The sequence below is a fragment of the Sphingomonas sp. Leaf30 genome (assembly GCF_001422525.1).
Taxonomy (GTDB): Bacteria; Pseudomonadota; Alphaproteobacteria; order Sphingomonadales; family Sphingomonadaceae; genus Sphingomonas; species Sphingomonas aerolata.
On sequence record NZ_LMKZ01000016.1, the window covers coordinates 115,146 to 140,669 of the forward strand.

A 25,524-nucleotide genomic window follows, 5' to 3' on the forward strand; every position below is an offset into this window, starting at 1 on the left:
TCGTTAACCAGCGAAAGCTGACAGCCGCATCTCGCGCGATCGATTGGCTATCCGGGGGGGGACAGTGAGCGACACGCGGATCGGTACGGTTGAGCGGGCATTCCAGTTGGCCAGGGAAGGGGCCTGTCGCTCGGTTTCGGACATTCGAGAACGCCTTACCGCCGAGGGTTATGAGGGCGTGTTCAGCCACCTGAACGGCATGAGCATCAGGCGTCAGTTGACTGACGCGCTCGTAGCACGTGGCGTGACGACGCCGGTCGAGAGCGACGACGTCTGAACCACGCCGTCCTACGCGGCTCAGGCCGCGTTCTTGAGCGGTTCTGGCAACTTGCCATCGGGCAGGGTTTCGCGAAGATGGCCATGGATCATCTGCGCGTTGAACGGCTTCGAAAGAAACGTCGCCTTCTCTGGAAGGTCGCCAGTTTCCGGGCTGACGCGCCCGCTACCGATGACAATCTCGATCCAGGGGTAGTTTTCGGCGACGTGGCGCGCGAGCGCGAACCCGTTGGTGTCACCCGGCATGTCGACGTCCGAAAAAAGAAGGGTGATGGTGTGGGCGTACTCGGGAAGCATAGCGATCGCGGCATCGCCGCTACTGGCTTCGTAAGTGCGGAAACCCGCGTCTTCGAGGATCCCAGTTATATCCATAAGGATGAATGGTTCGTCGTCGACGGCCAGAGCGTAGGGGATTGTTGATAAGGTCATGCGCATCAACCCGCCATTTGCGAAAATGGCTCCGATACAAAGCACATGCAGCACACCTGTTTACCTTGTGGAACGGGCGTCGATCGCTTCCTGGAGAAGGCCTGCCGAGGCCCCGATAAGTACCGCACCAAAAGCGAGGGCCGTTCGTGGGTGCATGGATCTCATGATCGTCTCCTGGCTTTCACTGAGGGTAGGTCCACGGATCCAAAAGGGTAACATCTGTGCCTGCGAAGTCGACGACATTTCGGGTGACGATCGTCAGGTCGTGTACGAGGCCGGTCGCTGCGATCCAGGCGTCGCGTTCGCTTTTGGTGTCCGGAACGTGCAGCCGCGCGCAGCGCAGCGCGATCGTTGTGTCGACGGGGAGTACGCGCCCGGCAAAGGCGGGCATGACCTTGTCGTGTAGCCAGAGCCGCAACACGCCGGCTTGCCGCGTATCGCGCCGTTCGAGCAGTGCGATGCCAAGCTCGATCTCCATGATCGTGATGACCGAAAGGAACATGTCCGCCTGATCGACGCTACCGGCCCATGCTTCGACGGCTGCACTGATCTTTCCGCTGCGCCGCTTGCGCAGCTCGGACAGGGCGTTGGTGTCGAGCAAGTACATCAGTCGAACACCGCCGGACGCGGGAACGATGGTGCCCTGCTGAAGTCGACCTCGATGTCTCCGACCTCGTCCATGTCGAGGGCGTCGAGGATGTTGCCGGGAGGCGCTTTCAGCCGCTCGTATTCGGCAAAAGGCATGACCGCCATGATTGGTCGGCCGCGTTCGGTGATGATGACTGCGCCATCAACCGCGGCCCGCTTGATGCGACCTGGTTCGCGATTGAAGTCGCGACTGGAAAAAGTTTGCATGGCGGCTTGACCTTCTTTGTCGTGACGTACAGACATTGCCGTAGGCAGCGGAATTGTCAATGTTTGTCACGCGACCGGGTATTACTTCATCGCTTGACGATCCTGCCAAATCCCAAGCCTCACCCGAAGGAGGACATGATGAAAGTGCAGGATATGATGCGGGGGTACGACTATGACCTCCCGCTATATGACGTGCTGAACAACAGCGGCACCAACAATAACGGCGACCCCGAAATATCGACCGATCGGCGGGTGCTGGCGGGCGCCACGATCGGGATCGGCCTCGACGTTGCCTATTTCGCGATAACGGAGATGCAGGAAGCGTTCACCGCACTGGCGAGCGAAACGAGCAACGGCATGGGCCGTGGCGAGGGGCACAAGGATCTCGAAGAGATCTTGCGCGACAAGAGCCCGTTCCAGATGCGGCTTTGGTACCTGCTATACGACACGCCTATCGAGCAGGCGATTACAGAACTCGCCTGGTTGCAGAGCCTGACGTACCGTCGTGGTCGGATGTGCATGGTGATGCGCGAGCAGAAGCTTGCGGTGATTTACGCCACGAACGCCCAGCTGTGCGAGAGCCTGACGGCCGTGCAGATCATGGCCAACGTGACGACCGAGGGCTGACGATAGTCGCCCGGTCAGGCGACCAGGGCGAGAAGACTCTCCGGGTGATGTGGCCGGCACCGGGAGACACGGAAAGGCTGAATGGGATTGTCGGTGCGGACTACGAACTGGTCGACGCCGGTGCTCTCACGAAGCTGAATAGCCACGGCGTAGGCGTTCTCGAGTGAACTCAGTGAACTGCGTCGGGCTGAAAGTGCAATGACGGTCATGGTGATGCCCCTTCGGGGTGAAGTCCTTCGGGTGAAGTGCCGTATGGCGGGTAGAACGGCCGAAAGGCCCGTTCATGGAAAATTGACGACGATCCGTATATCGACGGTGGTGGACCGGGTTCGACGCAGATGCGTTAAGCCAGTCTATCCACCGTTTCGACGGAGGAACCTTCGATCGACGGGGTCGGGACCGCTGCTATCGGTTCCGGCCCCATTTTCGTAAGCGGAGCCGTCGGCGTCAGACGAGCCAATTCTCCACACGAAGACCCCGGATACGTGTGAACTCGCCGACATTAGCGGTGACCAGCGTGGCACCTAGTGCATAGGCATGGGCTGCGATCAGGAGGTCGTTGGGGCCGATCGGTTTGCCAGCGGCTTCAAGCTCGGCACGGATCCCCCCATATTCGGCGTCGGCCGGGACATCGAGCGGAAGGATCTCGAGCCCGCCCAGAATGGCTTCGACTTGCTGGAGCAGGCGAGGGGACCCCTTACGGGCGCAACCATAGCGCAGTTCGGCCGCGGTGATGATGCTGACACACAGATTGTCGCTTCCGATCTCGACGATCTTATCGAACACCGCGCCTTGCGGATTTCGAACGAGGTCGGAAACGATGTTGGTATCGAGCATGTAGCGTGACCCGGTCACAGGTCGACGGCCCTGAGCGGGAGCAGCGTAGCATCGAGATCCTCTGGAAACAGATCCTCAGAGGCGAGGGGGGTTAGCCCTTTCAGGATGTCGAGAAGACGGGCCTTGGGTTCGGGCTCGATGATAAGCTTGTCGCCTTCCTTGTGGATGAGCACACGGCTTCCCGAAAATTCGAACTCGGCGGGAATTCGCACTGCCTGGCTGCGATTGTTGCGAAACAGCTTGGCTTCGCGCACGTCGACATTAGCAGATGTCTGGGTCACGACGCCTCCTTTGCATATGCCATGTATATACCTTGTTGGGCTGACGTTATCAATCGCGATGAGCGATGGCGTCGTAGTTACGTCCGTGTCTTCCATCCCAGGTGGCCTCGGCGTGGGAAGCGCGTAGCTTTATGCGGTCGTGGCCAGGGTTGCTGCTTGAGACGGCTCTCGGCGAAAGCCGGAACCAAGCCATGCAAAATCGATGCCGAATATCCGCTAACTTACTGATTTAACATAAGATATATTATCGATCCGAACGATGCTCGTGGCTGAGGGACGCCAAGGCCGTTCGTGAAGTTACCGCCGTCGTATGCGACGCGCCTTCGATCTCGATCCGGTGAAGCCCAACTCTATCAGGTTGGCAACACGCGCATCACGCGCCGAAACGCTGGTCTCACCCAACACGACGACCACGATACGCCGACCTCGGCGCATCGCCGATGCTGCAAGATTGTAGCCGGCGTCGGACGTGTACCCGGTCTTGATACCGTCGACGCCTGCGACCCGGCCGAGCAGATGGTTGTGATTAGCAGTGCGGCGCGATTGCCACTGAGTCGTACGTCTGCTGAACCGGGCATATTGCTGCGGAAAGCGCCTGACGATGGCGCGCGAAAGCTTCGCCATGTCGCTCGCCGTCGTCACGTTCCCGGCGCTGGTCAGCCCGGATGCATTCGCAAACCGCGTATTCCGCATCCCAAGCTGGCGAGCCTTTGCCGTCATCATTCTGGCAAATTTCGGCTCATTGCCAGCAATGCGTTCGGCCACGGCAAAGGCCAGGTCGTTCGACGAATTCGCCGCGATAGCGTCCAGCGCCTTGCCGACCTTGATTCTCCCACCTGCGGCTATCCCTAAATGCGTCGCCGGCTGGCGCGCCGCCCGGCGGGAAATCGGCAAAGGGTCACTTGGTCGTAAGCGGCCATCGGCAAGCGCTTCGAATGCGAGATAAAGCGTCATCAGATTGGTCAGCGAAGCCGGTCGTCTCGCCGCATCGGGTGCCTGTGAAAACAGAACGGTACCGGTTGAAGCATCGACCACAATCTCAGAAACACGTGATCGGGCATATGCAGCCTGCACAGGCAGGCCGAATGCCAAGCTGGCAACGATAAGACCGATCTGCAAACGCCGTAAAGAACTGAAAAACATGCCGAAGTTGGTATCCTCAATGGGCCTTGAAGATGCCAAACCTGACCTGACTGCTGCCTTAAGCGGCGCGCTTCGAAGGGCTCCTCGGAGCGATCGCTACTCGAGGTCGCTTTCTGTCACTGTTATCAGATTGGCCGTTGGCCGCAGCTCGGCGAGATCAGCGCAGATATCGAGTATCTCGTCGCTGAACCGCTCGAACAGTTCCAGGGCGTCATTGTCTGGTTCGTCGCCGCTCACTTCACGCAAAACGGCGTATTTCACGGCAAAGTCGCGGTCGTCGCTGTCGATGTCGGCGGTAAACTCGACCTGCTTTTCGCGGTCGTTGTCGACCAAGCTGTCCTGATCAATCGTGAGACGGTTCGCCATGTATTACTGCTTCCTTGGTTGGCAGGCTCCCCTGCCCGAAGGCTACACAGCGCGCAAACTCAGCAGAGGCTGATCCCGCGGTACGTCGCGTCCTCAACGATGATCTTGGCAGTTCCCGGTCCGACGATCGTGTTCACCTTCCCCAGCGTCGTATCGATCGTGTCCCCTGGAAATACGATCTCGACCACATGGGAATTCGCGACTGGGAGGCCATTCGCGTCGATTACTATCGGCGCCGGTAGCAGTTGAACACGATAGGCAGGCACGTCGGAATTGGTCATGGGGCCTTCTCCAGCCTGGTGGATCAGTGTCAATGCCTAGGGGCTGCGGTCTAGACGCCGTTCCAGCATGGGGCAGAATTAGTCACGTTCGCGCAAGATAACTGCGTTTGAATCCGGCAAGTTCATCATGGACTTGGCACATGCCTACAGGGCTTATAGGCATGGCTGTCTTAATCATCGACGCAATCTCGAAAGTCAGGTTTCATGCAGGTCATCGTCCGCGACAACAACGTCGACCAGGCTCTTCGCGTTCTGAAAAAGAAGCTGCAACGCGAAGGCGTCTATCGCGAGATGAAGCTGCGCCGCCATTTCGAAAAACCGTCGGAGAAGCGCGCTCGCGAACACGCAGCGGCCGTTAGCCGAGCGCGCAAGGCCGATCGCAAGCGTGCCGAGAAGGATCAGTAAGCCCCAGGGTTTGTTTAGACCGTCACCGTGTTGGCGGATGCTGTTTGCTCAGGCGGCGGACAACGGAGACGAGCTTCGCCATTGCGGGATCACGGATCGGCTCAGCGAGCCGCATCTCTCGGCTTCGTCCATCGATCGTCAGGCCAACCGTATACGTGCGTGCATCCGGCCTCGCGATATCGGTCGATGGCTCGCAACCGAAGAAGTCAGCTTGGTCGGCAAGGCTGGTGAGTTCCTGGCGGTCCGGCGTTGCAAGGTCGCCGAACGAAATGGCCTGTTCCTTCGCAAGCCCCGGAAAATGGGCGAGGCCTCCCTCGATCCGTACCCGGGCTTCGCCCGTCACGGTCTCGTCGCAAGCCTTGCCCATCTGCATTAGATCACTCCAACCGCTGTCCATGCTTCGGCGACGGCTGTCGTCTCGGCACTGTTCGTACCGTGCAAACGCCCCGCGACGTCGATGGTGACGCGGGCAAAGCCGGCGAAGTCCGTGTTGGCCCGCGTATTGGGGTCCAGCAGCGCATTGTACCATATCCGACCGGCACGGTCCCATGCGTTTCCACCGATCGTCGTCGCGGCCAGGTAAAAGGCCCGGTTGGGGATACCGGAGTTGATGTGAACCCCGCCATTGTCCTGATTGGTGCGGACAAAGTCGTCCATGTGGCCCGGCTGTGGGTCCTTGCCGAGGACGGGATCTTCATAGGCCGTGCCGGGCTCCTTCATCGACCGCAGCGCGACGCCTTTGACCGCGGAAGTAAGCAGTCCGGCACCAATGAGCCAGTCCGCCTGGTCGGCCGTCTGGCTCAGGAGCTTCTGCTTAACCAAGCTGCCGAACACGTCAGAGATGCTCTCGTTAAGCGCCCCCGACAGATTGAAGTAGGCGAGCCCTGCCTCCTTCTCGGTGACGCCGTGCGTGAGCTCGTGACCAATGACATCGAGCGCGATCGTGAAGCGGTTGAACAGCTCGCCATCGCCATCGCCGAACACCATCTGGGTGCCGTCCCAGAAGGCGTTGTCGTAGTCCTGATCGTAATGGACCGTGGCGTCGAGCGGCAGCCCGGCATCGTCTATCGAGTTGCGCTGATAGGCTTCCCAGAACAGCGCAAACGTTGCACCCAAGCCCTCATACGCCTCGTCGACCGCGATATCGCCGGTCGGTCCCTCCCCTTCACGCCGCACGACCACAGAACCAGGCGCTTCAGGTTCGCCGCCAGCGTCTCGGATCGTTCGAAGTGGACTGGGGACAAGGAGGTTGCCCGCAGCCGACCGCCGTCGGGCGAGATCTCCGGTGACGGGCCCCGCCGTGCTGGCCCGCACGATCCGGATGGTCGGGTCGATCATCAGGCTGTGCATTGCCATGGCCCGCAGCGCAGGTGAGCCGTTCTCGGCAATCTTGGAGAGGATGTAGGGCGGCAGGATGCAGTGATGCGAATGCCGATGCGTGGACATGCACATGATCGTGTCTCCTTATCGATTAGCGGCGAGGGTGGCGGAGCGCGAAGGGTACGAGCGCGACCCACATGATCGTTATGAACGCGAGGAACTGGCTGGTCTGCGCCGGGCCGCCCGGAAGGTAGCCAAAGCCGCCTAGCGAGGCGGCGTAGAGCTCGAAGGAAATCACCGACACGCCGATTGCCAGCACGTCGGCATCTCCCCCACTCTCCTCCTGCGTTCCAAACCAGCGCAGCGCGATGACGAACAGCGTGATGATGGCGATCAGGATCAAGCGGATGACGATGTCGTTGCCCGCGATGCCTATGGCGAGGGGGTAAAGCGTTACCGCCTCAACCGGGAATAGCTTCACTAGGCTGGTGTAGTATGGCTCGGGCGTTGGATCAGGCCGGCGCCCGGGCCTTATCAACGGCGTTGATGATCGTCGAAGCCGCAGCGTGCCGCGCAGGGCTGACAGCGAGGACGCCACCCCATCATTGGCAAATGCCGCGATCGCGCGCTGTACGGCTGCCGCGTACCGCGACACCTCGGCATCGCCGGGAGTAAGCGCGGCGCCGATCATCGTCGCCTGTTCGCTGCGATCCAGGATCGTGGCGAATGCCGGTCGGTCCACGGCCTCGGGGCTGTGCACCGAAGCGAACCGATCGCGTGCGTTACCGAGCGCCGTGCGTAAGCCGAACATCGTATCGAAGAAGCGCGGGAGATAGCGGGGGTCCTCGGTCAGTCCCTGAAGCTGATCGATGAGCGCGTCTGCAGCCTCCACGGCCTGGGTAAAGGTGGTCATCGGATCCTCCTCAGGCGGGGGTGGCGATCGACGCGATCAGTCCGAGCGCGCGGGTGATGCGATCGATGTTCAGCCGAGCCGCGGCGCGGCGCTGCTGCAGCGATAAGCGACCTGCCAAGGCATCCCTCAGCCCGGCCTGGGCTTTCGCGGTGAGATCAATCGCGTCTGCGACTTCAGCCGCCCGCACGGGCCCCTGCTTCGCGGCCTCGCGGGCGGCGAAAACACGGGTGGCAAGCTGCTCGCGCTGTTCGGCCGTCAGACTGGTGCGATTGCGAAGGTAGGTTCGGAACAGCGCGTTGCCGTAGAGATCGTCGGCGTTGCGCGCCGCCCCCCTGCCCCAGGCCGTGACCTGAACAGACAGTGATGCCAGTGCGCGATCGACGATGGCGCCGCGTTCGATAACCAATGCACGGACATCGCCGGTTTGCCGCGCTTCGCGCACGAGGTCGTTGGCAAACGCGATCAGCGCGACGACGCTCTGCCCTTGTTCGCTGGCGACAGCCGCGTTGACGTTTGGCAGGTCAGTGCCGGCGACAAAGTTCGTGAACCGGGCCAGCCGGTCGGCTTGATCGGCAAACGCAGTGATCTCGGCCGATACGTCGGCCTTCGGGGCGTCGAGAATGGCCGCTAGCGCATCAGCGTATCCACCAATTGTGGCGAGCAGTGCGACACGTGGCTCCAGTACCGCTCGTGGACTGCTCCCAATGTCGATTTCGACCGCCGTATAGCCAGGGGCGGGTGCCTCGTTCGCAAGGCATAGAGGTGCGGGCGGGACGGTCGGTGCCGTAGGCACCTGGATGCGGAGCGGGGTGGCCGGCAGGCAGCTTGGATCGCTCGCGACCAGCGCTGCAGCAGCCTCCCGACGGCGCAGCTCTATCGCGTCGAAATAGGCCGTCGTGGCGAGGGCTGCCTCCCGGCCTCGGGCCTGGGCCGTCCCCGCGGTTTCAAGCTGAATCGCGTTTGTCGCACATCCCGCCAGAAGAGGCAGGCCTGTTAGGACAGGCAGAAGGGAAATGACGCGGCAGCGCATAACGGTCTCCTTCGGGCTTTGGGGCATCATGCGCCTAAACTGCGATTCTCTCTTCTCTTTCTACGCCGCGGGATCGTCCGCACACGCGAACGGTCTGCTGGCCGATCACGCGCGCGGACAGCGGTGATGATGTTGACGACGCTGGTGATGAGCGCTGCAATACCTACAAGCATGGGGCCGTCGATCATGTCGGTCATTGTCCGACTCTCCTTGTTGATCCGACCGCCGATGTTCCATATATGTTCTTTGTAGGACAGCGCTATTTGCGGCCGTTACAGCCTAATATCTTCGGCCTCGGTAATCAGCACCCGGACAGCGTCGCCGGTCGCCTTCTCCTCGTTCGAGAATCCGTCGAACTCCCGCAACGACCCAAAGTCGAGGTTCGTCAGGCCTTCTATCGCGAGGACTGATCGCTGATAAGTCTTGAACGCGCCGAACAGGAGCGACTGCGCGTCCAGGTCGACATCGTGATCGATCAGATACGCGGAGGCCGATGGACGACCATCGTCATGGATGAAGGCTACTACCTTCCAATAGGCCAGCGGGATTGCGACGCCGCGGTAAACCGGATCATTGCCCCTGAACACTGGCCCCGTAAAAACGGTCGCACGTTCGCCGACCCGGCGCGTGTTGCCGAGAATATAGTCCTCGAGGCTCAGCCAGGATCGCTGATTGAAGACCGAGAGCTGTGGCGCACAGTTGGTGAAATGGAAGGTATCGCGGTTGGCTACGCTGGCGGTCGGTCCCCAGTTGGGATCTTCGCGTCGCACAAGATGGCCGCGATCGAAATCGTTATCGGCATATAGCTCATCCCCCGCCTGGGCCTCTTCGGGAATGCGGCCGTCGAACGCCCACGGATCTCCGCCACGTGGTACCGACACGCTGGCGCTTCCATCGATATTGACGGCGGTGAAGAGGGCAAGACGCCGGCTTTTCGACATGAGAATCGAGAAGTGTTCGTAGTCGAGGCGGTCACCATCGCTGCCCGTAACCGGCAGCACATCCCCAGCAATGGCACCGGTATCAGGGAGCGGCACGGCAAAGCTGGGGAGAAAATCTGCGTCGTAACCTGCCCGACCCTGGAACGCGACAGCGTCGGACGTCCTTACTCCTTCGCGTTCGAAGGGCAGTAAGCCGAGACTTTGAGGTGAGAGCGTCCTAAGGTCGGCCAACCGGGGTCTATATGACAGGTCGATCATAATGATCAGCTCCTCAGAGTTTCACGGCAGGTGCGCTCGATCCGTCGTGTTGTGATGACATCCGCGTCGCGGACAAACGCATAGAGACGCAAGGTGGCAGTCTCGTTGCATTGATGCGCCGCTACCTGACACTGCACAATCAAGGGCAGCCGAAGCTGTCGGTTACGACCCTTCCCGTGATTTTTTCTCGAACGAATACGAAAAGGCCGGGCGATCGCTCGCCCGGCCTTTCATTTAAACAAATGGGTAAGATCAGCGCGGCGGAGTAGTGCCGGGCGTTCCCCCTGTCGTGGAGCCCATCGTACCGCCGGCCGTGCCACCCATTGTGCCGCCAGGGTTCGTGCCACTCATCGAACCAGCGGTGCCGTCAGTCGTACCGCCCATCGTGTCCGCGCCAGTCGTGCTGCCGGTTGTACCGGACATCGTGCCACTCGTCGTACCTGACGTTGTGCCACGCGTCTTGCCGCGGGCCTTCGTGCCATGCTGCGTGCGTGTCGTTGCGGTCGACCCTGATGTACTCGGCGTCGGGTTCGTCTGATCCATAGAACCGGTCGACGCTCCCCCGCTCATGGTATCAGTCGCTGATCCGCTCATACCGCCGCTTGTCGTGCCACCGGTGGTGCTCCCGGTCGTCTGTGCCATCGCTACACCCGGAATAATCAGGGCTGCAGCTGCTATCGATGTCAAAATCCACATTTTCACTATCCTATATTCTTAAAGAAGAAAGCGATCGCGGTTAAGTATGTTCCCTACGACCTGAATATAAAGGGTCATCGTCCGACTCTACCCTGGGCTACTAGTATTTGTAGACCACTTACGCGACCTGATCGACGGAGGTATTATTCTAAACCGTAACGTATGGTACGCCGGTCCTGATCGTAATATTCTTCGCCCTCATCGCATCGGGATTTCGCGAACCAGGTCCATTACGAGCGACCCCGTCCAGCAAGGATTGGGCGGGGGGCGTCACCGTGGCAAGAGTCCGCGGTGAGTGGACGGTCTGCAATTCTTTACATCCCGGCCAATCCGTTTCGTCGTTTCAAAGCATCAACCCTACTGGATCCCGACTTTGGGAGGCAGCGTCGTAACCGCGTTGCCACGCAGCGCGCAGACTACTGCCGCGCCGGCCGCTGGGGTTATCATGGCCCATGACGAAGCAGCGCCAGCATGCTTTCTCGGCTTCCCAGTTCTCGTCGACTGGTCCAGGCGTCAGCAATGACATTAGGTCCAGGCGGCGATGCTTCAGTGTTGCCGTGACCATGTCAGAGGTCCTCTCGGACCATGATCGTCAGCACACGCCGGGTGATGCTGGCATCGGCGGGATCCTCCGATCCGTACTGAAACGCAGCGTCGTAATAGTCGATCTTGAAGTAGACCGTCGTCCCCTCGAACTCGAAATTGCCGCGGTCCCGTTCGGCCGCATCCGCATCGGCGTAGACATGGTGGCGGATGGCGGCGTAGAGGCTCGCTTGAACGACGATCTCCATGGTGCCGTCACCGGAAGCGAAGGTGCCAAGGCAGGTCCTCGTCACCATGATCCGAGCGGTACGGTCGAGGCCTTGGCGACAACGGTCATTGAGACGGGCGATGTACGCCAGACGCGCTCCGGTGCTCGCCAGCGATCCGTTGAGCAGCCGGCAATCCTTGCCAGTGGCTTCGGGCGCGGCGCTGGTGGCGATCGTGGCAGGGAGCATGGCGGTGTCCTCAGGCTTGGCGGGGCCATTCCCCGCATCTGCCTGTCACCCCCCCTCCCTCCCTCCTTGAGCCTTGGGCCCACCCGATCGGCCACGGAGAAAGGTCGATGTCGCTCAGGCGTGGCGACTTTCGTCTGACGCGAAGACGGACCAGAGGTGAGCCTCTGCATCGATGAGGTGGTCGAAGCTCTGGCTGGTGTTGCCAACATCGACAATCCAACAAGTACCATGTGTCTGGACAAAGCCGACCGAGTAGACCCGGCCGGCGCTGTCCGAAGGTGGGATCGTCGCCAGATCGTGCCCCGCAGCGGCCAAGCTCTGCACATCGCGGCCCGTAACACGCCAATCGTCGAACCTACTCCCCTCGCTGGAGGCTGTCAGATAATAGCGGGTGGCGACCTCCCAGGCCGCGTTGACGTGGTGGAGTTCAGTGCCAAGGCCATCAGCATCACCATTGGCGACGATCGCCGGCGAGCGCGTAGCTTGCCACGCCGCTAGCATGACCATGTTAGCGTCGAGGAAATCATGCGAAGCGCAGACGCCGGCCTCGATCGTCCGGTTTTCCACTCGCATCTCGCGCCATTCGGCGGGACCTAGCTGCTCTGCGAGGAGGTGAGCAAACGCGCAGGCAAGCGTCTCAATCGCGATATGGCCAAGGGCTTCGGCATAGTCATCGCCTTCGTAGATGACCGTCAGTTCACCGATCGCGTCACGCCGGCTGAAGGTGAACCTCGCGGCCTCGGCAAATTCGCGCATCGCCGGTAGTTCGTAGTCGACCCAAATCTGTGCGGCCTCGCCCATCGGACCAACGCACGGTCCAAAGCTCGGCGCCGTTTCATGACGCCAGCTCATCTCCGACCATTCAGACGGGATCGGCACCATCGTATCGACTGGATAGTCAGGAAAGAACTCTGGCCATGTCGGCATTGCTTCTTGGGTGGCGAAACCGTTGGACAGACATACCAGACCATCGGCGGTGCCAATCCGTCGATATGCCTCGATCGTGTCGGCATCCCCATCGGCGCCGGCTATCAGCTCGGTCAGCACGTAAGGCCATGCCGAGACCGGTACACGGACGTTGAGGAAGCCGTTCCAGGTCGTGTCATCGGTGAAGCCGGGGAACGTCGGCCCTTCCCCAAACGACCATGTGATCGAGCGCATACCGTTGTGCTGCCGCGTAATGTCCAAGGCCTCGGGGCCGACGTCGAGGTGCGCCAACGCCCGTGCGAACGCGGACTTGTGCTGAAACCGACCCAGCGCCGACAGGACGTCGACATAGGCCGACCGTGCCTCGTCAGTCTGAAACTCGTGATCGGTTGCGTCACGTGCCGAGAGATACTCGCGAGCGAGCGTTATCGGGTCGGTCCGGATCGTCTCGGCAAATGTAGCGATGTAGCGGATGCGCATGGGGAAGGGTCCTGTCCGGTCTATTCTGGTCTCCCTCCCCCAATCCTTCTCCTCTCCTGTGCCGTTTTAGCTGTTTAGAAGGGTACGCCGCCCCTCCATGACAGGCTGATGACTGGTCAAGATTTCAACTCAGGCGTTCTGACATTCTCGAATGAGACCGGCACCGGACAGGCTATCCGGGGAGGTTTTCGTCGCATATGTCACTGAATAGACAGGGGGGACTGCATGATCGATAGACGTATGTTGATGGCGAGCGGCCTAGCGTTTGGTGCAACGAACGCGTTGGCGATGAAGCCATCATCCGCTGCAAAGCGCGCCGCAATCGAAGCGATCCAGTTACCGCCAAGCTTCAATGGCTCGTTCGCCTACGCCCGGGGCGGGAAGATCGAGCATGCTCGGTACGTCGGCATGGCCGATGTAGAAGCAGGTAAGGCTATCTTACCCGACACCCAATTCAAATGGGGCTCTGCATCGAAGTGGCTGACGAGCGTTACCGTGCTTCGCTTCGTTGAACAGAAGCGGTTGTCGCTCGATGCCCCAGTCACTGCGTATCTCCCAGAGTTCCGGCACGATACGGGCGAGCAGGTGCTGTTGAAGCATGTGCTATCGAACACCAGTGGCATCCCGGATCTATTGAGCCGCCAGCTTGGGAAAGAGCCGGCGCTACGAACTTCGACCGCGAGCGCGGCAGCTATACTGTCGCGCTTCGGTGGTGGTGATTTGTCGTTCGTGCCCGGCAAGGGATGGGACTACGCGGCAATAAATTGGGTGATCGTTGCGGCGATTCTTGAACGGCTGACCGGAAAGTCATTTCCTGAGGTAGTCGCGAGGCAGACGCTTCGCCCACTCGGCATGTCGGCTACCGGGTTCGCGCAATCGGGCCAACCCCCGATGCCGAAACTGGCTGCTGCCTACGGCAGTGCATCGCCGCCAGTGCGTAAGATGGATCCGATCCCGCCGTTCGTTGCGGCAAGCGGCAATGCGGCCGGAACCGTGCGTGACGCAGTGCGTGCGGCACATGGCATCTTTCATGGCTCGCTATTGAGCGCAGCTTCACGGCGTGAACTTACGACAATCCGATGGCCGGAACAGGAATATGCCCTTGGCGGTCGTGTGCATCCCATAGACGGCACACTCTGGGCTTGGGAGACAGGCAAGGTTCAAGGGTATCGCGCTCACATCGCGCATCGGCTCGACCAGAGCGAAACGATCGTGATCTTCAACACAACGGACTTAGCGCAATCACAGCTTGGCACCTGGGTTGAAGCCATAGCCCGCGCTTAAACGGCGTTATCGAGGGGGACGCTGCTATCACATGTCGACGATATGCCGGCCGGCCTTGGTCATCACGGCCAGGTCACGGATACCGGGCGTGGTAGTCCTCATGCGTACACTCGTAAGAAGGGGGCAGCGCTCTCAGCCACATGCGTGCATCAGGCGGGTTGCGCCGCCAAAGGCACGCAGGGCCGTGGCCATCTCGCGTCGGATGTTCATCTTGTTGGAGACGATAATGTCGGGCGCCAGACGATCACCGATGGAGGTCGCGTAGCCCTTGGCGAGCGTGCCGCCTTCGGCCTCGATGCGGATCAGGTGGCCACGCCTGGGCGCGGGCCCGACATGGCGAGCAGTAAACTCGCCGAGCTTACCAGTCAGGCCCTTGACGGCCTTGCCCCAGCGGATGTGGCCGGCGCCGAGATTGTCGGTGCCGTCGTAGCCCCGGTCGAGCCAGCAGCGCAGATGGGCGCGCTGCTGCAAGAGCGAATTGCGCGATCGCTCGATGTTCGCGCACAACGGCAGAGCGCTGGCAAAGGCGTCGACGATGCGAAGGTAGTCACCCTGTACCGCGATCAAGATATCATCGATCTCGCGTCCGCGGAGGATGGCACGCAGCGCGTCACCATTGCGAGGATCCGCAATGATCTCGTCTGCGCACATTGCGGAAATAGGAGCCTTCATCTCGGTCGGGCAGTCGTTCACGACGAAGCCAGCATGGCGATCGATCGTGACGATCGTCATGGCCTCGGTCCCGTGTCTGGCACGGACCTCGTCGATCAGTCGCAGACCCGACACCCGCATCAATCCCGGCGTCACCTCCTCGATCGCGGCATCCGCGACGATAAGTAAACGGCGCGACCACCGCGTTGGGCGGGCATGGTCGTTCGGCTTCGGCCAGCTGCTCGGAGCCGGTCGAGCGACCAGAGGCGGTGTCTCAATCGGACGTTGATTGTCCTTGCGCATGGTGGCGAGATTGCTGCGGCGCGCGGCGTCGAATAGGTCGCCCTGGTCGCCTCCAGCATCGGCGAAGCCCCGGTCGTAGGCCTCCCGCTTGGCCTCTTGCCGGCGCATGCCATCGGCGCAAAAGCAATGCTCCCAACCGGCCTCGGCTGCGGTCCAGCCGCTCGCATAGGCAACCGCGAGATCCTAATCGTAGCCGTGGAGATCCCGACCACGCAGGATAGCAATCTCGCTATCGGTGATCGTCCCGTCCTGAGCGCGCGATGCCATGAAGGCGAAGTTGCGGTTCTGCCGCTCTGCTTCCGTCTTCGCGGCGATCGCGTCATTCAAGGGCTTCATAGCGGCGATCCGTTCGCGCCCCCGCGCCATTCGGTCAACCAGCGGCGCCGTCGGCGGAAGGTCCGGATAGGATCGCCAGATCCGGGCGAGCTCGGCCGCCTGCTCGACCGAGCGTCCACGCGTCAGCCAGCAGCGCATGTCGGTGGAATCGAAGTGGTCCAGTTCCACGGCCCCACGAGCACGCGGAGACCGGACGGCGGGAAACGCGCCCGCCGAGACGATCTCGGCAGTCTGCGACTGCAGCATCAGCATTGGCTCAATCCTCCAGAGGATAGGCGGGATTACGCGGCGGTGAGACGCTGGCGCGCCGTTTCGGCCTGTTGTGGGAAGGCCGCTGCTAGATGGCCGTAAAGGATCGCGAAGTCGGCGATTGGGAACGTCCCGTCAGCGTTCGGCCGTGTCGTCAGGAGGGCACCGATTACCATCTCGGTATGGTCAGAGCGCTCGATCTTCGCCACTTTGCCGGTGTAGGTGATGGGTGCTGTGAAGCCCGCCTCAATCCAGGAGCCAAGCCCCTCCTCTACGGCCTCCGCATATGCCGCGACCGCCTCGCTGTCTTCGTCCTCAACGTTCAGGGCGAGCGTCCGATAGATACCGAAGTCATACAGGTTGGTGTGGACGATCAGCTTGCATCCTTCCGGTGGCATGCCGTGGCGCGCGATCATCGCCAGTTTGTAGGCCATTACCTCGTGCGTATTGGCCGTCTCGAAGTCGATGGTTTGCCCGAGTTGGGCGCATTCCTCATTAGCTGGCGCGCCGCCAATATCGATGATGTGGGACATGGGAGGTTCTCCTTTGATCCACCTGGATCAAAAGAAAACCCATCCCCCTTCCCTCTCACCGCCGCGAAGCGGGGTCAGGACATAGAACAGATCAGATATACGCTAAAAGCTGTCGGCCTGCTCACACGGCGCAAAACACCCCCGTTTGTCGTAGATCCGCGATGCCAACAATATTTCCCGCCGTCTTCGATGCTTTCTGGGACAAAGCGGTCACTAAAGTCTTCGGGCGCGCACGGGGGGATCGAATAGAAGCGACGCTCGCAGCGTGAGTTTTCAGACGGCAAACGCCCGGATGTAGCCGCCTCGGGGCCGCGTTTAGGGTAGGTACGCTCGAACCTATTTTCCGCTTTGCCCCGATCGCTTGCAACCACTCGCGTTGAACCGTTCACAGACACCCGTTTGTTGAACGGTCGCTTTGCCTAACTATCTGTGAACGCGTGGCTTTACAGCATCTAAGGAGATGGGAAGCATCTGTTCAGAAAACGTCCGTTTGTTGAACATACACGGACGGTGCTGCTGAGGGTGTTGTGTACATCAGCACCCGGCTTCAGGTTTGGGTATAGTCGTTACCCCATATCCGCCCAAGAGTGATCGGCACCTTTCCCAGTTTGCCATCAAAATTCGCAATTTCGAGAATTTCAAATTGGGAACAGATTTTGAGAAAGCGCGCCCGTCTGCGGCTGTCAGCCGGATCGACAAGTCAGGTTTCCCGGTCAACGTTCGAATTCTGAGAATGGGCCCGGTGTTGAGCTTAGCCGGTAGCCTTGGTGCGCTACGGTGCTGATGCTGCCCTCAACCGGTCGATGGTCTGACGTTCGAATGCCTACGGATCTTGAGCGGCAGTTTCGAGAAGGCGCCTGTCCAGTTCCATTGCGACGTCGCCACTCGCGAGCATGATGCCGGCGTCGCACGCGACCGCGAGCGTTCCGAGATCGTGAAGGGCGGTCATCAGCGTGAGTCCGTTGCCGACCATCGCACGCAGCGCTTGGCGAAGATCGAACGCGGCAACGGGGTCAAGCCAGTTGAAGGGCTCGTCCAGTATCACCCGCGTGTGGCCTCGCGCGAACGCAAGGGCGATCGTGATCCGCTGCCGCATACCGGCCGAGCAGTCGCCAATCCAGCGGTCGAGCAATGCGTTCAAACCGAGCGCCTCGCGCAATGGGCCTAAACGGGGCCAGATCGTTTCGATTTATTGATAACGCGATTAGCTGTAACTTAGATATTCTGGATTGAATTCGGTCATGACGCAGAGTTTTTCCCATTGAGGAAACTTCAGAAGAGTCTTTTCCTTAATCAAATAACCCTCACTATATAGTGCTTTCATTGCTCGATTAACGTGGGCAGCAGTAAGTCCCACCGAATCACCAATTTGTTCCTGGGTCATAAGCAGGTTAAAACTCAGATCTGTTGGCGATCGGCTTTTCGACAAACGAACAGCCATTTCACACAGCAAATGGCCAACTCGCTCTCGCGCATCTCGCCTGCCAATGTTTAGCATCCATTCCTTAAAAATTGCGGCGTCGAGCGCAAGCATTGTACCAAAGCTCGTTGCGATTTCTGGAAATGACATGGTGAGATCTCTTAGCGCTTTGCGAGGTATTAGACCTACCTCGAACGCCGTAAGCGTTTGAACGCTACAATCCAATCTGCTCAGGAATATGTTCTCGGGAACTAAGGTTGATCCTGGCATAATGACCGACAGTATTTGTCTAGATCCAGAGTTTGTCTGTTTGTGGCTGTAAGCAAAACCGTCTACCGCCACGCCAATAAAATCTGCTCGATCATTTTCACGTAGCACATACCTTCCGGCGGCGTATGATCGTATGACGCAATCTGTCTGGAATATAGCTTCCCGTGCGTCCACGGTAAGCGGTTCAAAGCGCTCGAGACCGTCAACCAATAATCTCAACGCCGGCAGTGCGTTTTCCATACATATTCCAAAGCAAGCTGCCTCCCGGAGGCGATAACTCTGGTCTCTGTTAAATCGTGCAATATGTGTATAGACATATATCATGACGATTGCGATTGATATAAATCATCTACACTATAAAGTCTGTTTTTTCTGATACTTACGAATATCAAGGCTCTGTACATAACGTGCATTAAGACAAAATATGCGATGCCGTTAGTGACTTGTTCGTGTCCGTTACCAGCTACGAGCAACCGTAAGAGCAAACCACTCGCTACGAGGAACACCGAGTTCGTAGCCGTCACCGCGTTAAAAACGCCTCCTGCTACATAAAGAATTTCCGCCGCGTTGCTAACCGTTGTTGGAAGTTCGCGGCTTCCTTCTTACCGGCCTTCTCGCTCGCCAGAGTGGTCGCCCTCGATCTGAATGAGCCTAAGCCAAAATTTCTCAACAACAACGGTTTTGAGCTCAATCCAGATTTCATTCGAGCCAAAATGGCTGAATATTATGATGAAAGTCGCCTTATTAGCACAGGACTGGTTTTTTAAAATTCTATTAATTGTGAAATACCATAACGAGCGTATCTGATATTTATCAGGTTCTCCTGGAACACGAAATGCTGAATAGCAGATGCTGAGGCCGCCCGGGGGAGATATAGTGGCAGGGAGGTACCAATGGACTTGCTTAGTCGTTGTACAATATTTGGGGGCGCAGGTTTTCTGATCGCGAACATTTTGTTCGTCGCTATGTCCGCGGATGCGCACGCTGCTGCGCTATCACCAGGACGTAATGTTCCGCGAGCCACTGCGGTAACATCCAACGCTTTTTCCCCGATAACCCAACTGCCTGATATTGCAGTTCGTCTGCGGCAAAATGGCGCGGCAGCGTGTGGCACCCAGATTAATGCAGCTGGAGCAACCGTGCTCGCGGGCGCGAGCCAATACGACACACTATCGAACTGGAATCCCAAAGGCGGCAATCAGCGTAGCGTCAATGTAGTAGTAGCGCAGCGTTACCCAACTAAAGAACCAATTCCTTTGGGTGTGAGCACAATCGTTGCGACGCCAGTTTCGCCTGGGCGGTGTGATTTGGTTGCGGTGCAGGTTGTCCCGAGCCCCTTATCCTGTGACGCCGTTAGCAAAGCGATGGCGACCAGAGCACAAGCGCGCGGCCAACTCGTTGGAGTAACCGTCATGCAACAGGGACCGACCGAAACGCTTCTGGTTCCTACTGGTACCAACACATGTGTCGTCGTCGACCTGACCACCACCTACGCACAATAGCTGCCTAACGCGAGCGCTGCGCCGCTAGCAGGCGCACCACTCCAGTGATGACTACCCAAACTCGCCTGCACCTTTTGCAGTGTGGCGCGCGCAGATCGAACGCGCCCGCCTGAACTCCGAAAGCCCGGCACCCAACGCTCGCAGAGCCCTGGTCGATCGTCAGAGCTTCTTCGGCACCACCCTTTATTTTGAATCGGAGACACCTGATGACCACCGAGCACAGCAGCCTTACCACGAGCCGGGACAACCGTCTTGCACGACGTCGGCGCTCGGCCTTGCTGGGCAGATCCCAACGCGGCACGCACCGCATTGCCCATCCGACCAATGCCCCGGCGTTACGTCTGGATCATATCGCAGCCAACACGCCGGTCGGCATTGTCGGTGGCCGAGCCGAGATCATTGCAAAGGCGCTTTACACGAACCTGCCCGTCTCAGCCATGCTAGCCGTTGGCGCGTTCGGGATAGGGCTCATGCACCCCACGAGCGCCACCGCCAACACTTATAATGGCACGACGGCGTGCACGGCGGGTGCGGACACTGGGCCTGATGGTATTGCACGCCCCGCCCAGACTGACCCGGTCGACGGCAGCGGCACCTATTCAAGCGTGCTGGGATGCAGCGCCGACGGGGGAAACCATTTTGGTGTGACGGCCTTGGGTGCCTTTTCCTCAACAACGGGCGATGGTGGAGTTGCCGTCGGGTATGGAGCTAGCGCGTCGACACGCGCAACGGCTACTGGCCTTACGGCGGTCGCCTCGGGATCGAACTCGGTTGCGATCGGTGGTCGTGACACGGTCGCCCAGGGCGGGGCCAATGCTCCTGTCGCCGTCGCCGGGGCGACTGCGTCGGGTATCCGTGCCGTGGCAGTTGGTTCGGGATCGAGAGCCGCAGCCAACTCGGCAATTGCTATCGGCGACTCCGCGACCGCTGCAAGCACCAACAATATCGCGATCGGCACCGGCGCCAGTGCGACGAACGCTGCGGTCAACTATAACGCGGTCGCGATCGGCGAGAATGCGACATCGACCGGGGGCACAGCTCTAGGCAGCGCGAGCAGGGCCGTTGAAGCCTCGACGGCGCTTGGCGCGGGTGCGAAGGCGACTATTCAAAATTCGATCGCGATCGGCGTGCGCGATGATTTCCAGACGATCGCGTCAGGCGACGGATCCATCGCGGTAGGAGGCGCTGCCACTGCTACTGGGCTGACTTCGATCGCGATCGGACGTCAATCCACATCAGCCGCCAACGGCGCAATCGCGCTGGGGCAGGGCGCCAATGCGAGCGGTATCGGTGCCTTGGCGCTGGGTGGTGCCACCCGTGGCTTCCTCTCTCCGGGCGCATCGCAGGCAACCGGTGCGTACGGCGTTGCGCTTGGTGGAGGCGACGGCAGCACGGTTGGCGGTGTCGTCCAGAGCGGTGCGCGCGCGGCGGGCGCAAATAGCGTCGCGATCGGTACGGCCAGTGTCGCAAATTCGCAGAGCAGCACTGCAGTCGGCTACAATAACCGGGTCACTGGTGAGCGCTCGGGTGCGTTCGGTACCGGCAACGTCGTCACCGGCACCGCGTCTTACGCGGTCGGCGACCCCAACATCATCAACGGCGACGGCACGTTCGTCACCGGCAACGACAACACGGTGAATGGGCCGAACACAGCCGGTAACGGTAACGCCATCAACGTCCACGGCTCCAACAACATATTGGCAAGTACTGCCAATGCGTCGGGCTCTGCCGTGTTCGGCAATACCAACACGGTGAATGCGCAGAACGCGATCGTCGCGGGCAACGGTAGCACAGTGACTGGTGCGGGTGGCATCGTTGTCGGCGGTGGCAGCAGCGCCACGGCCGCAAATGCACTCGCACTCGGCAACGCGGCGACTGCAAGCGGCACGAACGGCGCCGCTATCGGTCTGAATGCCGTCGCGTCGGGCACATCGTCCGCGGCGCTGGGCCTGACGGCGACGGCATCGGGCGCGAACGCACTGGCCTTCGGCAACAACGCCCAGGCAAGCGGCGGTGGCGCGACTGCGATTGGGCAAAACACGAACGCTAGTGCGCAGGCGGCAGTTGCAATCGGTACACTTGCACGGTCGTCCGGCCTCCTTGGTCTGGCAATCGGCAGTGGAGCCATCGTTACCGGGGACTACGGGATCGCGATCGGCTCCGATGCCCAGGCGCCCGGCACGTTCGGTGTCGCGATCGGCAATACGGCAAGGGCTCTCTATGACAACTCGTTAGCGCTCGGTGCAGGTTCTCGGACCGGTACTGCGCCTCCTACGGGTGTCGGTTACGCCACTGGTACTGCTGCCCCGACCTCAGAGGTGTCCATTGGTAGAGCTGGTGCCGAACGCCGAATTACCAACGTTTCCGCGGGCTCGGCTGCGACGGATGGTGTCAACGTCAGCCAGCTGACGGGTGTGCAGAACCAGTTCGCCGGGGTCATTGGCGGTACCGTCAATCCCGACGGCACCTATACCAGGCCCACCTACGCCACGACGGGCGGGACGACCGCGACCACGGTGCAGGGCGCGTTCGACAACTATAATACAGCGCTCACCAACACGGCAGCGGTCGCAAACCGCGGCTTCGATGTGACCACTGCGCAGACCGGGACGGGGACCGTCACGGGTACTGTTGTGGCCAACGTTGCGCCAGGTACCCGGCAGACGATCACCGCCGGCAATAACATCGCTATTGCTCAGAACGGGACCGACCTGACGATCGCTACCAACCCGAACCTGGTGGCCGACAGCCTGACAACCGGCGGTACGGTCATCAACACAGCCGGCTTCACCAACGGTGCCACCACGCTGGGCGCGACCGGCCTGACTATCGCAGGCGGTCCCAGCGTCACCACCGCCGGGATCAACGCCGGCAACCAGGTGATCGCCAACGTCGCGGCTGGTGTTGCGACAACGGATGCCGTCAATCTTGGGCAGCTTCAGGCGATCGGTGCCGTTGCCGACAACTCGGTGCAGTATGATGACGCGGCCAAGACCCGGACGACACTTGCAGGCGTTGCCTCGACCGACGGTGGCGTGACGGGCGGCACGACGATCAGCAACCTCCATCAGGGCGAGCTGACCGCCACCTCGACCGACGCAGTCAACGGTGCACAGCTGTTCGCCACCAACCAGCAGGTTACGGCAAACACCGGCGCCATCGCTGGCAACACCACGGCGATCACCAACCTGGGCAACAACCTCGCAAACGGTACGATCGGCCCCGTCCAGCAGAGCGGCACCGCTAACCGGCTGGCGCTGGTCGCGCCGGGCAGCACGGGTGCGGCACCTGGCGCGCTCCAGACGCTCGGCAACCTTGCCGCGGGTACCGCTGCGACCGACGCGGTCAATGTCAGCCAGCTGACGGGCGTGCAGAACCAGTTCGCAGGCGTCATCGGCGGGACCGTCAATCCCGACGGTACCTATACCGGCCCGACCTACACCACGACGGGCGGGACAACCGCGACTACGGTGCAGGGTGCGTTCGACAACTATAACACGGCCATCACCAACGCGGCCGCTACCGCAAACCGGGGCTTTGACATCACCACCGCTCGGACCGGGACGGGGACGGTCACGGGCACTGTAGTTGCCAATATCGCACCTGGCACCCGGCAGACGATCACGGCTGGTAACAACATCGCGATTGCCCAGAACGGGACCGACCTGACGATCGCCACCAATCCGAACCTGGTGGCTGACAGTCTGACGACCGGTGGTACGGTCATCAACGCGGCCGGTCTCACAATCGCTGGCGGACCGAGCCTTACGACCAATGGGATTAATGCTGGCGGGAAAACGGTAACGAACGTCGCGGCGGGGTCAATTGCTGCCGGATCGACCGATGCGGTAAACGGTTCGCAGCTTGCCGCTACCAACAGCAGCATTTCAGCACTTACCACTATTGTAGGCGGTAGCACGATCGGAGCCGTTCAGCGCCCCGGCACTGGCGACCGGCTCAACCTAGTGGCGGCAGGCGCTTCAGGTGCTGCCCCAGGCGCCGCACAGACGCTGGCGAACGTCGCAGCCGGTCTACTCGCAGCCGGTTCGACAGAGGCGGTCAATGGTGGTCAGCTCGCCGCGACTAACCTCGCGCTCGCGACACTTGGACAAAGCGCGGTGCAATATGATGATGCAACGCGCACTGGGGTCACGCTGAACAGCGGCGGATCGCCGGTCGTCCTTCGCAACGTCGCCGCAGGCACCTTGGCGACCGACGCGGTCAACGTTGGGCAACTGGGATCCGGACTGGCGAGCACGCTGGCAGCAGCTAATGAGTATACCGACGTACGGATCAACGCGGTCAACTTCGATCTACAGACCTACAAGCGTGATGCGAACGCCGGCACGGCCGGAGCGTTGGCTTCAGCGGCGCTTCCCCAAGCCTTCGAACCGGGCAAGAGCCTCGTTGCGGGAGGCGTCGGTACATACCGTGGTCAGGCCGCCTTCGCAGTTGGCGTTTCGCGGATCTTCGACGACGGCCACACCATTCTGAAGGCCGGCGTCAACCGCGACACGCGTGGAAACAGCGGTGCCAATGCAGGCATCGGGTACCAGTTCTGACGAATAGCGGGTCGCGTCATGCGACCCGCTCCTCCAGCGGAGAAACATCATGAAGCAGTGTGTTAGTTTGATCCTTACCTTGGCCGCGCCGGCGAGCCTCCTCGTACCAAATGGCGCGGCCTTGTCCCAAGTCGCCACTATGTCTGAGCCATCCCCACGACCACTCGTCGATGGCAGCGCATTCAAGACAAAGTCCGCCTATGATCGGAAAAAGGGCATCGTCATCCAGCCTTCGATGGTCAGATTGATCGTGCCAGGTATGGACAAGGACGCGGTCTACCGCATCGTCGGCGCGCCGCATTTTGGCGAGGCCATTACGCGCACATTCAATTACATCCTGAATCTTACGACAACAGGCGACGACCCGATGCGCTGCCGGATGCAGGTGGTCTTTGGAACTCCTCAGCAAGGACCGCTTGCCAGTCGTCGGCCAATCGTTCTGCGGGTTGTGTGGCAGACCTCAGGATGTGCTGACCGGGTAGCTGCAGGATGAGGTCAGCATGGCGGAACCACCGCGTAGCCAGCCGCGGCTGGCCTAACATCCGAGCCTGGCGCAAGCATGCGTTACGCATCGTTCTCGCGCTTCTGGCGTCACCTGTCTCGATCGGTAACGCTCAAACGGCACCCGTCGACGCGCACGTCTTTGCCGAAGACACAGCGCGAGAGGTGGCGGCCTTGGTAAAGCCGGATGCGGTTCTGATCGTCGATGCGCCCGACGGCTATTTCAAGATGGCGGTAGTTGCGCAGCTTGAGGCCAGAGGCTTCCTGGTCTCAACGAGGTCCGTAAAAGGGGGGATACCTACTCGATTTTTGCTGGCCGACGGCGGGCGCGGTAGGGCGGCGAGAGTCGACTTGGTGGTCGGTACAACGATGCTCTGGCGCAGCTATGACCGCTCGAACGGTAAGGCTTCGGGGGTGTGGAGAAATCAGGCACCAACACCGACGCCGGTCGATCAGAACACGGATGAATCCGGACAGCTGTATCAGCTTGGCCGCACTATCGAACATCAATCGCCTGACCGCGCAATGAATTATTACCGGCTTGCGGCGGCATTGGGCCATAAAGAAGCCAACCTACGCCTTGGGCTGCTTTTGGTTGCGAACGGCAAAGCCGAGGATGGCATCCGTTTTATTACCGTCGCCTCAAATGCTGGCAATGCCCAAGCTGATTACATTCTTGGTTTGGCGTATCTTAACGGCACCGGGATCGTAAAGGAGCCAATCCGCGGCCGAAAATTGCTCCGCAAGGCGGCAGATGCCGGTATAGCTGCGGCTACGCAAGCTCTAGGGCACGAGGTAGCTGGCAGATAAAGCGGTGTATCCTATAGTGACTCTACAGTCATTAATTTTT

Annotated in this window: 28 protein-coding genes; 7 read left to right on the forward strand and 21 right to left on the reverse strand. The window is 60.4% G+C overall.

All coding sequences use genetic code 11. The features are described 5' to 3' along the window. The first annotated feature begins 64 nt into the window (after positions 1-64). Positions 65-277 (forward strand): hypothetical protein, encoded by a 213-nt coding sequence (locus ASE89_RS12355; protein WP_156363467.1) that lies wholly within the window; start codon positions 65-67, stop codon positions 275-277. 20 nt (positions 278-297) lie between these two features. On the opposite strand, the gene ASE89_RS12360 is transcribed toward ASE89_RS12355, so the two are convergent. The 3 genes from ASE89_RS12360 to ASE89_RS12370 form a co-directional block, all read right to left on the reverse strand. Beyond that, positions 298-711, reverse strand: a complete 414-nt coding sequence (locus ASE89_RS12360) for a response regulator (protein WP_236701757.1) — start codon at positions 709-711, stop codon at positions 298-300. Between the two features lie 175 nt (positions 712-886). After that, positions 887-1,312, reverse strand: a complete 426-nt coding sequence (locus ASE89_RS12365) for a type II toxin-antitoxin system VapC family toxin (protein WP_056678170.1) — start codon at positions 1,310-1,312, stop codon at positions 887-889. Further along, complete coding sequence (locus ASE89_RS12370) at positions 1,312-1,560, reverse strand: type II toxin-antitoxin system Phd/YefM family antitoxin (RefSeq protein ID WP_056678172.1); 249 nt, start codon at positions 1,558-1,560, stop codon at positions 1,312-1,314. Before ASE89_RS12370 ends, ASE89_RS12365 begins: the two co-directional genes overlap by 1 nt. Positions 1,561-1,653: 93 nt before the next feature. On the opposite strand from ASE89_RS12370, the gene ASE89_RS12375 reads away from it, so the two are divergent. Beyond that, positions 1,654-2,187 carry a hypothetical protein gene (locus ASE89_RS12375; RefSeq protein ID WP_156363468.1) on the forward strand — a complete coding sequence of 178 codons (534 nt, stop codon included), beginning with the start codon at positions 1,654-1,656 and terminating at the stop codon, positions 2,185-2,187. A gap of 447 nt (positions 2,188-2,634) precedes the next feature. On the opposite strand, the gene ASE89_RS12380 is transcribed toward ASE89_RS12375, so the two are convergent. The 5 genes from ASE89_RS12380 to ASE89_RS12400 all read right to left on the reverse strand — a co-directional run bounded on the left by ASE89_RS12380 (position 2,635) and on the right by ASE89_RS12400 (position 5,095). After that, complete coding sequence (locus ASE89_RS12380; RefSeq protein WP_056678503.1) at positions 2,635-3,024, reverse strand: type II toxin-antitoxin system VapC family toxin; 390 nt, start codon at positions 3,022-3,024, stop codon at positions 2,635-2,637. Between the two features lie 14 nt (positions 3,025-3,038). Continuing rightward, a complete protein-coding gene (locus ASE89_RS12385) occupies positions 3,039-3,305 on the reverse strand; it encodes an antitoxin (RefSeq protein WP_056678505.1) in 267 nt (88 codons plus the stop codon). Between the two features lie 297 nt (positions 3,306-3,602). Next, the gene (locus ASE89_RS12390; protein ID WP_056678175.1) at positions 3,603-4,448 is read right to left on the reverse strand and encodes a D-alanyl-D-alanine carboxypeptidase family protein; all 846 of its coding nucleotides are present in this window, start codon (positions 4,446-4,448) and stop codon (positions 3,603-3,605) included. A gap of 96 nt (positions 4,449-4,544) precedes the next feature. Beyond that, on the reverse strand, positions 4,545-4,814 hold the full coding sequence (locus ASE89_RS12395; protein WP_056678177.1) for a DUF1488 family protein: 270 nt from the start codon (positions 4,812-4,814) through the stop codon (positions 4,545-4,547). A 59-nt stretch (positions 4,815-4,873) separates the two neighbouring features. After that, positions 4,874-5,095 (reverse strand): hypothetical protein, encoded by a 222-nt coding sequence (locus ASE89_RS12400; RefSeq protein WP_056678179.1) that lies wholly within the window; start codon positions 5,093-5,095, stop codon positions 4,874-4,876. Between the two features lie 204 nt (positions 5,096-5,299). Between ASE89_RS12400 and rpsU the strand changes: the two genes are divergently transcribed. Continuing rightward, positions 5,300-5,500 (forward strand): 30S ribosomal protein S21, encoded by a 201-nt coding sequence (rpsU, locus tag ASE89_RS12405; protein ID WP_056483632.1) that lies wholly within the window; start codon positions 5,300-5,302, stop codon positions 5,498-5,500. 22 nt (positions 5,501-5,522) lie between these two features. Here rpsU and ASE89_RS12410 read toward each other — a convergent pair whose 3' ends face one another. The 8 genes from ASE89_RS12410 to ASE89_RS12440 all read right to left on the reverse strand — a co-directional run bounded on the left by ASE89_RS12410 (position 5,523) and on the right by ASE89_RS12440 (position 13,063). Then, positions 5,523-5,873, reverse strand: coding sequence for a protealysin inhibitor emfourin (locus ASE89_RS12410; RefSeq protein ID WP_056678180.1), 351 nt, complete (start codon positions 5,871-5,873; stop codon positions 5,523-5,525). After that, a complete protein-coding gene (locus ASE89_RS12415) occupies positions 5,873-6,952 on the reverse strand; it encodes a M4 family metallopeptidase (protein ID WP_056678181.1) in 1,080 nt (359 codons plus the stop codon). The genes ASE89_RS12410 and ASE89_RS12415 overlap by 1 nt, the downstream gene beginning before the upstream one ends. A 19-nt stretch (positions 6,953-6,971) precedes the next feature. Beyond that, on the reverse strand, positions 6,972-7,733 hold the full coding sequence (locus ASE89_RS12420; RefSeq protein WP_056678183.1) for a hypothetical protein: 762 nt from the start codon (positions 7,731-7,733) through the stop codon (positions 6,972-6,974). A 10-nt stretch (positions 7,734-7,743) separates the two neighbouring features. Next, positions 7,744-8,763: a hypothetical protein gene (locus ASE89_RS12425; RefSeq protein WP_156363469.1), complete on the reverse strand. Its 1,020-nt coding sequence runs from the start codon at positions 8,761-8,763 to the stop codon at positions 7,744-7,746. Positions 8,764-8,789: 26 nt separating this feature from the next. Next, the gene (locus ASE89_RS20450; RefSeq protein WP_156363470.1) at positions 8,790-8,960 is read right to left on the reverse strand and encodes a hypothetical protein; all 171 of its coding nucleotides are present in this window, start codon (positions 8,958-8,960) and stop codon (positions 8,790-8,792) included. 75 nt (positions 8,961-9,035) lie between these two features. After that, a complete protein-coding gene (locus tag ASE89_RS12430) occupies positions 9,036-9,962 on the reverse strand; it encodes a DNA/RNA non-specific endonuclease (RefSeq protein WP_056678187.1) in 927 nt (308 codons plus the stop codon). Between the two features lie 1,262 nt (positions 9,963-11,224). Continuing rightward, complete coding sequence (locus tag ASE89_RS12435; RefSeq protein WP_082451472.1) at positions 11,225-11,656, reverse strand: DUF3768 domain-containing protein; 432 nt, start codon at positions 11,654-11,656, stop codon at positions 11,225-11,227. 114 nt (positions 11,657-11,770) lie between these two features. Continuing rightward, the gene (locus ASE89_RS12440; protein WP_056678188.1) at positions 11,771-13,063 is read right to left on the reverse strand and encodes a hypothetical protein; all 1,293 of its coding nucleotides are present in this window, start codon (positions 13,061-13,063) and stop codon (positions 11,771-11,773) included. 225 nt (positions 13,064-13,288) lie between these two features. Here ASE89_RS12440 and ASE89_RS12445 point away from each other — a divergent pair, with 225 nt between their 5' ends. Continuing rightward, entirely contained in the window at positions 13,289-14,347 is a 1,059-nt protein-coding gene (locus ASE89_RS12445) for a serine hydrolase domain-containing protein (protein WP_082451473.1), read from the forward strand. 132 nt (positions 14,348-14,479) lie between these two features. Here the strand turns inward: ASE89_RS12445 and ASE89_RS12450 are convergent, their stop codons facing one another. The 5 genes from ASE89_RS12450 to ASE89_RS19885 form a co-directional block, all read right to left on the reverse strand. Continuing rightward, the gene (locus tag ASE89_RS12450) at positions 14,480-15,409 is read right to left on the reverse strand and encodes a hypothetical protein (RefSeq protein ID WP_056678192.1); all 930 of its coding nucleotides are present in this window, start codon (positions 15,407-15,409) and stop codon (positions 14,480-14,482) included. A 75-nt stretch (positions 15,410-15,484) separates the two neighbouring features. Continuing rightward, positions 15,485-15,889 carry a hypothetical protein gene (locus tag ASE89_RS20975; protein ID WP_056678194.1) on the reverse strand — a complete coding sequence of 135 codons (405 nt, stop codon included), beginning with the start codon at positions 15,887-15,889 and terminating at the stop codon, positions 15,485-15,487. 29 nt (positions 15,890-15,918) lie between these two features. Further along, a complete protein-coding gene (locus ASE89_RS12460; protein WP_056678195.1) occupies positions 15,919-16,419 on the reverse strand; it encodes a hypothetical protein in 501 nt (166 codons plus the stop codon). 823 nt (positions 16,420-17,242) lie between these two features. Further along, entirely contained in the window at positions 17,243-17,578 is a 336-nt protein-coding gene (locus ASE89_RS12465) for an ABC transporter ATP-binding protein (RefSeq protein ID WP_330219056.1), read from the reverse strand. Between the two features lie 45 nt (positions 17,579-17,623). Further along, positions 17,624-18,349, reverse strand: coding sequence for a Crp/Fnr family transcriptional regulator (locus ASE89_RS19885; RefSeq protein ID WP_168427663.1), 726 nt, complete (start codon positions 18,347-18,349; stop codon positions 17,624-17,626). A 1,732-nt stretch (positions 18,350-20,081) separates the two neighbouring features. On the opposite strand from ASE89_RS19885, the gene ASE89_RS12470 reads away from it, so the two are divergent. From ASE89_RS12470 to ASE89_RS12480, 3 genes are read left to right on the forward strand one after another with little or no spacing between them, the layout of a single operon-like run. Further along, positions 20,082-24,173: a beta strand repeat-containing protein gene (locus ASE89_RS12470; RefSeq protein ID WP_330219057.1), complete on the forward strand. Its 4,092-nt coding sequence runs from the start codon at positions 20,082-20,084 to the stop codon at positions 24,171-24,173. A 49-nt stretch (positions 24,174-24,222) separates the two neighbouring features. Continuing rightward, on the forward strand, positions 24,223-24,666 hold the full coding sequence (gene bamE, locus ASE89_RS12475) for an outer membrane protein assembly factor BamE domain-containing protein (RefSeq protein ID WP_056678199.1): 444 nt from the start codon (positions 24,223-24,225) through the stop codon (positions 24,664-24,666). Beyond that, entirely contained in the window at positions 24,663-25,484 is an 822-nt protein-coding gene (locus tag ASE89_RS12480) for a tetratricopeptide repeat protein (RefSeq protein ID WP_056678201.1), read from the forward strand. The genes bamE and ASE89_RS12480 overlap by 4 nt, the downstream gene beginning before the upstream one ends. The last annotated feature ends 40 nt before the right edge of the window (positions 25,485-25,524 follow it).